The organism is Microbacterium mcarthurae, from assembly GCF_046064585.1.
GTDB classification, from domain to species: Bacteria; Actinomycetota; Actinomycetes; order Actinomycetales; family Microbacteriaceae; genus Microbacterium; species Microbacterium mcarthurae.
Window position 1 is genome coordinate 1 of sequence record NZ_JAROCE010000006.1, and the last position, 12,904, is coordinate 12,904.

Genomic DNA, 12,904 nt, shown 5'->3' on the forward strand with positions numbered 1-12,904 from the left:
CCAGCTGCGCGCCGCGCACGGCCGCGACGTACCCGCCGGGACCCGCACCAAGAATGACCAGATCGTAATGAGGCATGGAGAAAGCCTATCGTCCGGCGGTACCCGAGGAACCGCTTCCGGGGGAGCCGTTACGGCCGCGCGCGACGACGAGCCAGGCGAGAGCACCGACGACCAGAAGCAACGCGACGGCGAGCAGGATCCAGGGCAGGGGAGAGGCATCCGACGTGTTCTCGGTCGGGGCCGGTGTGGCGGTGACCGTGACGGTGGGCTCCGCCGACGGGGCCGTCGAGGGGGTCGCCGTCGGGCTCGGGCTCGCCGTGGGGGTGGGGGCCGGTGCGGCCGGCACGGTGAACGAGAACGTGCCATCGATGGGGTGACCGTCGCTGGAGACCACGCGCCACGCCACCGTGACGGTGCCGGATGCCGTGCCCGCCAGCGCCTGGGTCACCGTGGTGCCCTCGACGACGGGCGTGCCGTCGGTCAGAGACGTTCCGGCGGCGTCGGTCACCTCGACGACCGTGGCGCCCTCGGCATCCAGGACATCCGCGCTGTACGTCAGGGTGATCTGAGGGGGCAGGGCGTCGAGCACCGCGTCGGTGGACGGGTCCGACGACACCAGCTCGTCATGGGCCGACGCGGGGCCGGCGGAGACGAGAAGAGCCGCGAGGGCGAGGGCGCCGGCGGCCAGGGCGGTGGGGAGGAAGCGCCGACGCGGCGCGGAGGAGACGGTCACCCCATCGACCCTATCGACCGCGGCGGAGACACCGCCGGGAATACAGCGGATGATCGGGATGACACGGCAGGTGACCCGGACTCGACAGGGTGGACCCCGGATGGATAGGTTCGAGTGTCCCCCCGTCACATGCGCCGCCACCCGAAGGCGGTGCGTGTCGCCGTCGGATACAGACGAACATCCCATGACCTTCGCGAGGGTCGATCGACCGCTCCGCAACGGAGTCGGTCGGCTATGGTGGAAAAGAAGGAGAAGCCGTGGACGAGACCCGCAGATTCGAGCGCGACGACATTCGACGCGCCGCGGACGCCGCCGCGTCCGACCGTTCGCACGACACGACTCAGACGTTCGGGCACGATGCCGATCTCTCCTTCGTCCCCTTCGGCGCCGACCTCACCGAGGCCGAGCTCGAGGCGATCGACGCCCTGCCCTCCGGTGCGGCCCTTCTCATCGTCCGCTCCGGTCCCACCACCGGGGCGCGGTACCTGCTCGACACCGACGTCACGACCGTCGGGCGCCACCCCGAGGCCGACATCTTCTTCGACGACGTCACCGTCTCGCGTCGTCACGCGGAGATCACGCGTGCGGGTAGCGCTTTCGAGATCGTCGACCAGCGCTCGCTGAACGGCAGCTACGTCAACGGTGAGCGTGTCGATCGTTCGGCGCTCGTGAACGGAGCCGAGGTGCGCATCGGAAAGTTCCGGCTCAACTTCTTCGGCTCGCCGGTCGATCTCCCGTCGGCAGAGCGCTGATGGCGGCAGCCCCCGCCCGGGGTCGTCCAGCGGCCTCGGGGTTGCTGAGCATCGGACAGGTGCTGGCCAGGCTCACCCCGGAGTTCCCCGCGCTGTCGTCCAGCAAGTTGCGCTTCCTCGAGGTGCAGGGGATCGTGACGCCCACGCGCACCGACTCCGGCTATCGCAAGTTCTCGCCCGCCGACCTCGAACGCCTGCGGTTGGCCCTGACGCTCCAGCGCGATCACTACCTCCCGCTCGCCGTCATCCGCGATTACCTCGCCGACGTCGATGCCGGACGAAACCCCGCCCCGCCGACGGCCATCGCGTCGATGACCAGCGCACCGCGCCGCTACCGCCGCGAAGAGCTGCTCGCCGCGGCCGGAGCCGCGCCGCAGCTACTCAATGACGCGATCAGCACCGGGGTGATCGCCGGGGCCGAGACGTACTCCGAGCAGACGGTGACTCTGCTGCGCACTCTCGTGGCCCTCGACCGGCACGGTATCGAGCCGCGCCACGTCAGGTCGTTGCGCCAGAGCGCCGAGCGCGAGGCATCCCTGGTCGAATCGGCCCTGGCCGCGCTTCTGCGCCGTCCGGACGCCGCGTCTCGCGCGCGGGCGAGCGAGCTCGCGCCCGAACTCGCGGCGCGCCTTGACGAGGTCCGGACGCTGTTCGTGCGCGAGGCCATCGACCGGATGCTGTCCTGATCGCGACACGCCGACCCCCTCGGCCCGGATGTCGTTGCCGGGGGCCCCTCGCTGATCTAGCGTGGGAGGAACGAGCCGATGAGGAGGGACGCGAGCATGAACGCTGGCGACGCACTCGGTGAACCCCGGTTCGCCACCGAACTCCTCTTCACCGACGGCCTGCCCGAGATGGACGACGACACCGGTTATCGCGGTGCCGTCGCGGCCCGAGCCGCGGGCATCACGTACCGCCAGCTCGACTACTGGGCCCGCACCGAACTCGTCGTCCCCACCGTGCGCGGTGCGAGCGGATCGGGGTCGCAGCGCCTCTACGGATTCCGCGACATCCTCGTCCTGAAGCTCGTCAAGCGTCTGCTCGATACCGGGATCTCGCTGCAGCAGATCCGCACCGCGGTCGATCAGCTTCGCGCCGCCGGCATCCGCGATCTCGCGGGCACGACGCTCATGAGCGACGGAGCCTCGGTCTACCTGTGCACGTCGAACGACGAGGTCATCGACCTCGTGAGCCGCGGTCAGGGTGTCTTCGGCATCGCCGTCGGCAAGGTTCTGCGCGAAGTGGAGTCCACGCTCGTCGACTTCGAGTCCGCGACCGAGGCCGTCGACGAACTCGCCGCGCGTCGCGCCGCTCGCACCGCCTGACCCGTCACGCCGCGCCGCGTCGCGTGGTGCGCGAGTCGCCAGGATTTGTCGCCTGGCCATCGCTCGAAGCGACAAATGTTGGCGACTCGCGCGCGTGCGCGTGCGAAGGGCTAGGACTGCGGGGCGTCGCTCGCGACGGGGATGCGGCCCGTGCGCACGATGCGGTCGAGGAGCGCGTCGAAATCGGCGGCCAGCTCCTGCGCGGAGTCGCCGGGCCAGACGTGCAGCGGCTTCGCAGCGCCCTGGGCCTGCTGCAACGACGTGCGCTCGGGGAGCTGGGGGTTCAGCACGAGCGGACCGAACATGTCGCGCAGTTCCTTGATGCGGAACTGGTGCTCGATGGACTGCGGGCGGACGCGGTTCACGACGACACCCAGCGGCTGAAGACGGGGGGAGAGACCGCGACGGATCTCCTCGATCGCGCGGAGCGCCCGGTCGGCGGCGGCGACGGAGAACAATCCGGGCTCGGTCACGACGATGACGCGGTCGCTCGCCGCCCACGCGGTGCGGGTCAGCGCGTTCAGCGACGGGGCGCAGTCGATCAGGACGAGGTCGTAGTCGGCCTCGATCGTGGCGAGGGCCTCTTCGAGCTTCCACACGTCGCGGACGCTCGGGTGCGGACCGTCGAAGTTGATCGCCGACGGGCTGCCGATGAGCACGTCGATCGTGCCGGGGTGCACCTTGGCCCAGCCGCTGGAGGTGATCGCCTGACGGACGACCTTCTCTTTCGGATTGGCCAGGACGTCGGCGATGTTCAGCCGGCCGGCGACCTGGATGTCCATGCCGGTGGACACATCGGACTGCGGGTCGAGGTCGACGACGAGAGTGCGAACGCCACGTGCGAAGGCGGCGGATGCCAGCCCGAGCGTCACGGTCGTCTTGCCGACCCCGCCTTTCAAAGAGCTGACGGAGAGTACGTGCACGAGCGTCTACGTTACCTTCCCCTAGGCTGTGAGCACATTCAGCTCCGCCAGCTTGACGTGAGGTGTGCATGTTCTCGAAGATCCTGGTCGCCAATCGCGGAGAAATCGCCATCCGTGCGTTCCGCGCCGCCTATGAAGTGGGAGCCCGCACTGTCGCGGTCTACCCCTACGAGGACCGCGCGTCTCTCCACCGTCTGAAGGCCGACGAGGCGTATCAGATCGGCGAGCGCGGCCACCCCGTGCGCGCCTACCTCGACGTCGACGAGATCATTCGCGTCGCGCGCGAGTGCGGGGCGGATGCCATCTACCCGGGGTACGGCTTCCTGTCCGAGAATCCCGAGCTCGCCGAGAAGGCCGCGGCGCATGGCATCACCTTCATCGGCCCGCCGGCGGAGGTGCTGTCGATGGCGGGCAACAAGGTGACCGCCAAGGAGCACGCGATCGCCGCCGGGGTCCCCGTCCTGCGGTCGACCGCCGCCTCGGACGACGTCGATGCTCTCGTCGCGCAGGCCGAGGAGATCGGCTTCCCGCTGTTCGCCAAGGCGGTGGCCGGCGGCGGCGGCCGTGGGATGCGGCGCGTGGAGTCGCTGGGCGAGCTGGCACCAGCTCTGGCCGAGGCCATGCGCGAGGCGCAGAGCGCGTTCGGCGACCCGCGCATGTTCCTCGAGCAGGCCGTCCAGCGGCCGCGGCACGTCGAGGTGCAGATCCTCGCGGATGCCACGGGCGAGACGGTCCATCTCTTCGAGCGCGACTGCTCGGTGCAGCGCCGTCACCAGAAGGTGATCGAGATCGCTCCCGCGCCCAACCTCGACGACGCGGTCCGGGAAGACCTGCACCGGTACGCCGTCGCGTTCGCCCGGTCGATCGGGTATCAGAACGCCGGGACGGTGGAGTTCCTGCTCGAGACGGCGGGACCGCGCGCGGGGGAGGTCGTCTTCATCGAGATGAACCCGCGCATTCAGGTCGAGCACACGGTCACCGAGGAGGTCACCGACGTCGACCTCGTGCAGTCGCAGATGCGCATCGCGGCGGGCAGCACCCTCGCCGACCTCGGCCTCACGCAGGACCGGATCCGTCTGCGGGGTGCGGCCCTGCAATGCCGCATCACCACGGAGGATCCGACACAGGGATTCCGTCCCGACACCGGCAAGATCACCACGTACCGCTCGCCCGGCGGTGCCGGCGTCCGTCTCGACGGTGGCACGACCGCGGCCGGCTCCCAGATCAGCCCGCACTTCGACTCGATGCTGTCCAAGCTCACGTGCCGCGGACGGGACTTCGGTGCCGCGGTCGCCCGCGCGCGGCGCGCGCTGGCGGAGTTCCGCATCCGCGGCGTGTCCACCAACATCCCGTTCCTCCAGGCGGTGCTCGACGATCCCGCCTTCGTGGCGGGCAACCTGAGCACTTCGTTCATCGACGAGCGCCCCGAGCTCCTGCGCGGCCGCGAATCCAAGGACCGCGGCACGAAGGTGCTGTCGTGGCTCGTCGACACCACCGTCAACCGCCCCCACGGCGAGAACCCCCTGACGGTCGACCCGGCCAGCAAGCTCCCCGCCATCGACCTGGCGGCGCCCGCCCCCTCGGGCTCCCGACAGCGCCTGCAGGAGCTGGGCCCCGCGGGGTTCGCGCGTGCTCTGCGCGAGCAGACCGCTCTCGCCGTCACCGACACGACCTTCCGCGACGCGCACCAGTCGCTGCTCGCCACGCGTGTGCGTACGCGCGATCTCGTGCGTGTCGCACCGTACGTCGCGCGTCTGACGCCGGAGTTGCTGTCCGTGGAGGCCTGGGGCGGTGCGACGTACGACGTCGCATTGCGCTTCCTCGGCGAAGACCCGTGGGAACGTCTCGACGCGCTCCGGCAGGCTCTTCCCAACGTCGCGATCCAGATGCTTCTGCGCGGGCGCAACACCGTCGGCTACACCCCGTACCCGACGGAGGTGACGGATGCCTTCGTCGCCGAGGCCGCGGCATCCGGCATCGATATCTTCCGCATCTTCGACGCGCTCAACGACGTCTCGCAGATGCGCCCGGCGATCGACGCCGTCCTGGCGACGGGGACCGCCGTCGCCGAGGTCGCCGTCTGCTACACCGGAGACCTGCTCGACCCGCGCGAGGATCTCTACACGCTCGACTACTACCTCCGGCTCGCCGAGCAGATCGTCGCGGCCGGAGCCCACGTGCTGGCCGTGAAGGACATGGCCGGGCTCCTCCGCCCGGCCGCGGCCACGCGTCTGGTCACGGCGCTGCGTGAGCGGTTCGACGTCCCCGTCCACGTGCACACCCACGACACCGCCGGTGGTCAGCTCGCGACCCTGCTGGCCGCCTCGGCGGCGGGTGCGGATGCCGTGGACGCGGCCGCCGCGCCCATGTCGGGCACGACGAGCCAGCCGTCGCTGTCGGGTCTCGTCGCCGCGCTCGCCCACACCGACCGCGACACCGGCATCGACCTCGCAGCCGTTTCGGATCTCGAGCCCTACTGGGAGGCGGTGCGTCACCTGTACCGTCCGTTCGAGTCCGGCTTGCCCGGTCCCACCGGCCGCGTCTACCGTCACGAGATCCCCGGCGGACAGCTCTCGAACCTGCGACAGCAGGCGATCGCGCTGGGCCTGGCCGACGACTTCGAGCTCATCGAGGACATGTATGCCGCGGCCGACCGCATCCTCGGTCGCGTCCCGAAGGTGACGCCGTCCTCCAAGGTGGTGGGCGACCTCGCGCTGCACCTCGCGGCGGTCAAGGCCGACCCCGACGATTTCGAGCGCAATCCCGACAAGTACGACGTGCCCGACTCGGTGATCTCCTTCATGGCGGGCGAGCTCGGCGACCTCCCGGGCGGGTGGCCCGAACCGTTCCGCTCCAAGGTGCTCGCCGGTCGCGACATCAAGGGCGGGGTCACCCCCCTCACCGACGACGATGCCGCCGCCTTGGCGGCCGACTCTCCCACGCGCCGCGCGCGATTGAACGCCCTGCTGTTCCCGGCGCCGACCCGTGCGTTCCTCGAGACGCGCGCGGCATTCGGTGATCTGAGCGTCCTCGACACCGCGGACTACCTGTACGGCCTGCGCGCCGGCGAAGAGCACACCGTCGAGATCGAACGGGGGGTGCAGCTGTTCGTGGGGCTCGAGGCGATCGGCGACGCCGACGACAAGGGCATGCGCACCGTCATGACCACGCTCAACGGCCAGCTGCGTCCCGTCTTCGTGCGGGACCGCTCGATCGACGTCGAGGCGCGCCAGGCCGAGAAGGCCGACACGTCGAAACCCGGCCAGGTCGCGGCACCCTTCTCGGGAGTGGTGACGCTGAAGGCGGGCGTCGGCGATCGTGTCATGGCCGGTCAGGCGGTGGCCTCGATCGAGGCCATGAAGATGGAGGCCGCGATCACGAGTCCCGTCAACGGTGTCGTCGACAGGCTGGCCGTCGCGGCCACGCAGCAGGTGGAGGCGGGCGACCTTTTGCTCGTCGTCCGTCCCGAGCAGTAGCCTGAAAGGGGGCGCTCTTCGCGCCCCCTTTCCCTTTTGGAGACTGCAGTGACCCCCGACCGCACCGACGAGACCCCCGATGAGGGCACCGAACACGGCGTCCTCGACGACACCGGAACGCTCGACACGGCCAGCATCACCGTCCTCGGCGGACACATCTCGCAGGTCAGCGTCGACCTCCCCGCCACCGACGACGACGAGGTGGACGACGACGTCGTCGAAGACGAGATGCCCGTCATCGACGCCGAATCCCGCGCTTTCGAGGTCGTGGGCATCGTGCACCTCCCCGATGCCGACGTGCCCCCGCTGCTCACCCACGTGCCCGACCCGGAGGTCGCTGCGGCGGCCTCGGATCCCGGCCTCGAGGAGCTGCCGACCGGCGACATCATCCTCGAACCGCACCCCGAGACTCTCGATGGTGACGGCGAACCCGAGATCCACGACGCCGAGATCGTTCCGGACGATGGCGAGATCATCGATGACGCGGCTGACGACAGCGTCGGCGACCCCGTCACCGGGTCGGAGGAGTCCGCCGTCGCGGTGCCCGACGACGGCGACGGCGGCGAGACCGATCCGGATCCCGCGCCGGAGGAGGACGAGACCCCGCCGGAGGCCGGGACGTTCGCGGACGCCGAGTCCGCCCCGGAAGCCCCTGCGGCGGATGCCGACGCGACCGACGTCCCCGCGGACGACGCCGACGCTTCCCGCCCGGAGGAGGCAGCCCAGCCCGCCGCCTCGGAGGAGACGACGGACGCCGAGGACACGATCGACGAGGTCTCCGGACATGAGCCGGCCGCGGATGCCGAGCAGATGGACGAGATCCTCCCGTCGGAGGGCACGGGCCACGAGGCGGAGGACGTCGTTCCGACCGAACCTGAGCGGGAGATCGACGCTCCTGCCGGTGACAGCGCCGACGCGGTCGCGGCGCCCGCTACGCCACTCGCGGCACGGGCTCCGACACCCGCGCAGGAGGCGCCCGTCGCGCGGGAGGTGTCGGCGGCATCCGAGGCGCCCGCTGTCCCGGATGCCACGACCGCGCCCGAAACCGGACCCGTGCCGCGCACGCGGGCCGAACGAGCCGCCACGGGCACCATCGGCACCATCCCCCTGACGCGCCGCGAGATCCACCAGGCGGACGAGGCGGCACGTGCCGGGCGGATGCACGCGAACGAGCGCGTCCGCACCCCGGGGGGTGAGGTGGCCCTGACGTCCAAGCGCTTGGGCGAGATCGACGACACCCGCGAGAGCCCTGATCTGCTCACCGCCGATCGTCTGCTCGATCCGCGTCAGGTCGCCCGCCCCGAGCCGGAGGGACTGTGGCAGCAGCTCGTCTACTCGGTGTCGCGACACCGCATCAACCTCGGCGACGGCCGCCGTGCGCGGGCGCGCAAAGATCTGGACCGGCGCATCGCCACGCCCCTCTCGGGCGAGGCGCGCTTCGTGCCGGTGCTGTCGCGCAAGGGTGGCGTCGGCAAGACCACGGTCACGTCGCTGCTGGGCATGGCGCTCGCGGACGCGCGTGACGACCGGGTCATCGCCGTCGACGCGAACCCCGACCGGGGCACGCTCGCCGACCGGGTGGGGGGTGCGAACGGTCGGACCGTTCGTGACCTCGTACGCGCGCACGACCAGGTGGAGGGGTACGGCGACGTGTCATCGATCGTGGCCCGAGACACCACGCGGCTCGACGTGCTGGCATCCGATTCCGACCCGAAGGTCTCGGAGGCCTTCAGCGACGAGGACTACCGCCGCGTGGCGGACATCGCCGCGCACTACTACTCGATCGTCCTCACCGACACGGGAACGGGGATCGTCCACTCCGTCATGGAGGCCACGCTCGAACTCGCCGACTCCCTCGTCGTGGTCGCGGGCCTGTCCGTCGACGAGGCGAGACTGGCGTCCGAGACGCTGACGTGGCTCGAGACGAACGGCTACGCCGATCGTGTCCGCAACGCCGTCGTCGTCTTGAACAACGCCCGCCCGGGCGCGCCCCTCGTCCGCGAGAGCGAGCTGGAGGCGCACTTCCGCACGCGCGTCCGCGCCGTGATCCGGATGCCGTACGACGCCCACGTCGCGTCCGGCAGCGCGATCACGTTCCGCGACCTGCAGCCGGGCACCCGGCAGGCGGCGCGCGAACTCGCCGCGGCGGTCGTCGAGGGCCTGCGCACCCCGGTGGCGGCGGCATGACCGTCCGTCCCATCCGCCTCTTCGGGGATCCCGTTCTGCGTGCGCCCAGCGCGCCGATCGAGATCGTCGACGACGGCATCCGGGCCCTCGTCCGCGACCTCATCGACACCGTGGAGCCCCCCGGGCGTGCGGGGGTCGCGGCGCCGCAGATCGGCGTGGGGCTGCGCGCCTTCAGCTACAACATCGACGGCGACATCGGCTACGTCCTGAATCCCGTGCTCGTCGAGACGCGGGGCGAGCCCGAACTCGTCGGGGAGGGATGCCTCTCCGTCCCCGGTCTTTGGCACGAAGCGTTGCGGTACCCCTGGGCGAAGGTCATCGGCACCGACCTCGACGGGAACGAGGTCGTCCTCGAAGGGGACGGTCTGCTCGCCCAGGCGCTGCAGCACGAGACCGACCACCTCGACGGGAAGCTCTACCTCTCGCGCCTCCCCGCGGAGGCCCGCCGCGAGGCGATGCGCCAGATCCGCGAGAGCGACTGGTTCTGACCCCGGCAGCAGGAGCTGACAGCAGAACAGGCCGATCCGTCGCGGATCGGCCTGTTCTCGTGGCATCCCCCCGTCGCCGTCACGGGGGATGACGCTCGCTCAGGGGAGCGAGACGTTGGTGGTGTTGACGGGGACCGCGTAGATGTCCTCGATGTCACCAGCGAAGTCGCTGACGATGACGTTGCGCTTGATGCTCATCTTGGGCGTGAGGTGACCGCTCGCCTCGGTCCACTCGGTCGGCAGGATCGTGAACTTGCGGATCGATTCGGCCCGCGACACGCGCGTGTTGGCCCGGTCGATCGCGCCCTGCACCTCGGCGCGGACCTTCTCGTTCTTCGCCGCCTCTTCGAGCGACATGTCGGCGGGCAGCCCGTTGTTGGACAGCCACGTGGGCAGCATCTCGGGGTCGAGAGTGACCAGCGCCGAGATGAACGGCTTGTGGTCGCCGACGACGACGACCTGACCGACGATCGGGTTGGCCCGGATCGGATCCTCCAGGGCGGCGGGGGCGACGTTCTTCCCGCCGGCGGTGACGATGATCTCCTTCTTGCGGCCCGTGATCGACAGGAATCCGTCGGCGTCGAACGCACCGATGTCGCCCGTCTTGAACCAGTCGCCGTCGAAGGCCTCCGCGGTGGCCTCGGGGTTGCGCCAGTACTCGGCGAAGACGTTGATGCCGCGCACCTGGATCTCGCCGTCATCGGCCAGACGAACGCTCACCCCCGGGAGCACGGGGCCGACGGTGCCGATCTTCGACTTCGTCGCGAGGTTCACGGTCGCGGGCGCGGTCGTCTCGGTCAGCCCGTAGCCCTCGAGGATGACGACGCCGAGGCTGCGGAAGAAGTGCCCGAGGCGCGGCCCCAGGGGAGCAGACCCCGACACGGCGTAGACGACGCGTCCGCCCATGGCCTCGCGGAGCTTGGAGTAGACGAGTCGGTCGAACAGCGCGAACTTGATCTTCAGCAGCAGCGGGATGGACTTGCCCTGCTGCTCCCGCTCGGAGTGCTCGACGGCCGTGGCCGCTGCGGCGCGGAAGATCTTGCCCTTGCCGCCCGCCTCGGCCTTCTGCTCGGCGGAGTTGTACACCTTCTCGAACACCCGCGGCACGGCCAGGAGGAACGTGGGCTTGAACGTGCCGAGAGCCGGGAGCAGCTGCTTGGTGTCGGGCTGATGACCGGTCTTGACGCCGGCGTGCACGTTCAGCAGGGAGATGAACCGGGCGAACACGTGCGCGGTCGTGATGAACAGCAGCGTCGACGCCCCCGGCGTCTCAACGACCTCGTGAAGCGCCTTGGCGGAGTTGCGTGCCAGCTCGACGAAGTTGCCGTGCGTGAGGACACAGCCCTTGGGGCGCCCGGTCGAACCCGACGTGTAGATGAGGGTGGCGATGTCGCCGCTGTTGGCGATCGAGCGTCGCCGCTGCACCTCGGCATCGTCGATCGATGCGCCGCGCGCAACGAGCGTGTCGAGATCGCCCGCGTGCATCGCCCACACCTCGCGGACGAGGGGGAGGTCGCTGCGCACCTCGTCGAGGCGGTGGGCGTGGTCGGCGGACTCGACGATCGCGGCGATCGCCCCCGAGTCCGACAGGATCCACGAGATCTGCGAGGGGGAGCTGGTCTCGTACACCGGCACCATGACCGCGCCGGCGTAGAAGAGCGCGAAGTCCACGAGCGCCCAGTCGTAGGTGGTGCGCGCGATGAACGCGACCTTCTCGCCGGGCTGGACGCCCGCGGCGATGAAACCCTTCGCGAGCGCGATGACCTGCTGCTCGAAGTCGCGGGCGGACACGTCGCGCCATCCTGCGCCGTCGGGAACGGCGAAGAGGGCGCGGTCGGGTGTGGCCGCGACCCGGTCGGCGAGCAGGTCCGAGACGTTCGCGGACGGATCAGCGGGAACGACGGGAGGAAGGTCGAACTGGATCACGGCAACTCCTTTGTGTACCGGAAAGAAGGTCGATCGGTCCATCGAGTCTAGTCGTACGCGGTCGGGGATTCTTCGGCCCGGTCGGAGTCGGCGCGCCCTCGCACGGATGACTAGACTGCTGCGGGCCGAGCCGACGGGCGGGCCGGAGGGGAGCGCGGTGCGCAACGTCGGTATCGACATCGGAGGCACGAAGATCGCCGGCGGCGTCGTCGAAGAGGACGGCTCGATCGTCGAGAAGCTCAGGGTCGACACCCCGATCGATCCGGCGGCCCTCGTGGACGCGGTCGTCGACATGGCCGACCACCTGCGGCGCGCGCACGAGGTGCACGCGATCGGCGTCGCCGCCGCGGGCTTCATCAGCTCCGACCGCAGCACCGTCATCTACGCCCCGAATATCGATTGGCGCAACGAACCGCTGCGCGCGCGTCTGGAGGATCGCCTCGACGCACCCGTGACGATCGAGAACGACGCGAACGCGGCCGGGTGGGGCGAGTACCGCTTCGGTGCCGGCCGGGGCGTACGCGACATGGTGATGCTCACCATGGGCACCGGCGTCGGCGGGGCCGTCGTGACCAACGGCGAACTGTTCCGCGGCGGCCACGGCATCGGCGGGGAGCTCGGTCACATGCGATTCGTCCGCGGGGGGCTGCCGTGCGGGTGCGGGCAGAACGGATGCCTCGAGCAGTACGCCTCGGGGCGCGCCCTGCAGCGCGAGGCCAATGCCATCGCCGACGGCGGGGGGATCGGCGCCGCCCTGGCCGCCGTCCGGGACCAGAAGGGCGCGATTCCCGGGCCCGCTGTCTCACGGCTCGTGTTGGCGGGCGACCCCGGAGCGGTCGAGGCCCTGCGCCGCGTGGCGACGGCCCTGGGCGAGGCCTGTGGCGGGTTCCAGGCGGTGCTCGACCCCGAGCTCTTCGTCATCGGCGGGGGAGTGGCCCAGCTCGGCGCCGACCTCCTCGTTCCCGTTCAGCTGGCTTACGAGACGTCGCTCCCGGGGTACGGTGAACGTCCGGTGGCGGAGTTCACGATCGCACGATTGGGCAACGACGCCGGTCTCATCGGGGTCGCCGACCTCGCCGGGAAGGAGCGCTGAC

Annotated in this window: 10 protein-coding genes; 7 read left to right on the forward strand and 3 right to left on the reverse strand. The window is 70.4% G+C overall.

Annotated elements, in window-relative coordinates; all coding sequences use genetic code 11:
* Positions 1-85: 85 nt before the first annotated feature.
* Positions 86-733 (reverse strand): copper resistance CopC family protein, encoded by a 648-nt coding sequence (locus P5G46_RS14470; protein ID WP_239275933.1) that lies wholly within the window; start codon positions 731-733, stop codon positions 86-88.
* A gap of 257 nt (positions 734-990) precedes the next feature.
* On the opposite strand from P5G46_RS14470, the gene P5G46_RS14475 reads away from it, so the two are divergent.
* The 3 genes from P5G46_RS14475 (at position 991) to P5G46_RS14485 (ending at position 2,810) form a co-directional block, all read left to right on the forward strand.
* Complete coding sequence (locus P5G46_RS14475) at positions 991-1,485, forward strand: FHA domain-containing protein (RefSeq protein WP_239275932.1); 495 nt, start codon at positions 991-993, stop codon at positions 1,483-1,485.
* Positions 1,485-2,171: a transcriptional regulator FtsR gene (ftsR, locus tag P5G46_RS14480; RefSeq protein WP_239275931.1), complete on the forward strand. Its 687-nt coding sequence runs from the start codon at positions 1,485-1,487 to the stop codon at positions 2,169-2,171. Before P5G46_RS14475 ends, ftsR begins: the two co-directional genes overlap by 1 nt.
* 96 nt (positions 2,172-2,267) lie before the next feature.
* The gene (locus tag P5G46_RS14485) at positions 2,268-2,810 is read left to right on the forward strand and encodes a MerR family transcriptional regulator (RefSeq protein ID WP_076490726.1); all 543 of its coding nucleotides are present in this window, start codon (positions 2,268-2,270) and stop codon (positions 2,808-2,810) included.
* Between the two features lie 110 nt (positions 2,811-2,920).
* On the opposite strand, the gene P5G46_RS14490 is transcribed toward P5G46_RS14485, so the two are convergent.
* The gene (locus P5G46_RS14490; RefSeq protein ID WP_239275930.1) at positions 2,921-3,733 is read right to left on the reverse strand and encodes a ParA family protein; all 813 of its coding nucleotides are present in this window, start codon (positions 3,731-3,733) and stop codon (positions 2,921-2,923) included.
* Positions 3,734-3,801: 68 nt separating this feature from the next.
* Here P5G46_RS14490 and P5G46_RS14495 point away from each other — a divergent pair, with 68 nt between their 5' ends.
* From P5G46_RS14495 to P5G46_RS14505, 3 genes are read left to right on the forward strand one after another with little or no spacing between them, the layout of a single operon-like run.
* Positions 3,802-7,209 carry a pyruvate carboxylase gene (locus tag P5G46_RS14495; RefSeq protein WP_239275929.1) on the forward strand — a complete coding sequence of 1,136 codons (3,408 nt, stop codon included), beginning with the start codon at positions 3,802-3,804 and terminating at the stop codon, positions 7,207-7,209.
* Between the two features lie 48 nt (positions 7,210-7,257).
* Positions 7,258-9,396, forward strand: a complete 2,139-nt coding sequence (locus P5G46_RS14500) for a nucleotide-binding protein (RefSeq protein ID WP_239275928.1) — start codon at positions 7,258-7,260, stop codon at positions 9,394-9,396.
* Complete coding sequence (locus P5G46_RS14505) at positions 9,393-9,884, forward strand: peptide deformylase (protein WP_239275927.1); 492 nt, start codon at positions 9,393-9,395, stop codon at positions 9,882-9,884. Before P5G46_RS14500 ends, P5G46_RS14505 begins: the two co-directional genes overlap by 4 nt.
* 99 nt (positions 9,885-9,983) lie before the next feature.
* Here P5G46_RS14505 and P5G46_RS14510 read toward each other — a convergent pair whose 3' ends face one another.
* Positions 9,984-11,810, reverse strand: coding sequence for an AMP-dependent synthetase/ligase (locus tag P5G46_RS14510; protein ID WP_408905958.1), 1,827 nt, complete (start codon positions 11,808-11,810; stop codon positions 9,984-9,986).
* Positions 11,811-11,967: 157 nt separating this feature from the next.
* Between P5G46_RS14510 and P5G46_RS14515 the strand changes: the two genes are divergently transcribed.
* The gene (locus P5G46_RS14515; protein WP_239275996.1) at positions 11,968-12,903 is read left to right on the forward strand and encodes an ROK family glucokinase; all 936 of its coding nucleotides are present in this window, start codon (positions 11,968-11,970) and stop codon (positions 12,901-12,903) included.
* The last annotated feature ends 1 nt before the right edge of the window (position 12,904 follow it).

Coding starts and splice junctions, on each gene's coding strand:
- ftsR (WP_239275931.1), top strand. CDS start 1,485: ATGGCGGCAGCCCCCGCCCGGGGTCGTCCAGCGGCCTCGGGGTTGCTG.
- P5G46_RS14485 (WP_076490726.1), top strand. CDS start 2,268: ATGAACGCTGGCGACGCACTCGGTGAACCCCGGTTCGCCACCGAACTC.
- P5G46_RS14495 (WP_239275929.1), top strand. CDS start 3,802: ATGTTCTCGAAGATCCTGGTCGCCAATCGCGGAGAAATCGCCATCCGT.
- P5G46_RS14505 (WP_239275927.1), top strand. CDS start 9,393: ATGACCGTCCGTCCCATCCGCCTCTTCGGGGATCCCGTTCTGCGTGCG.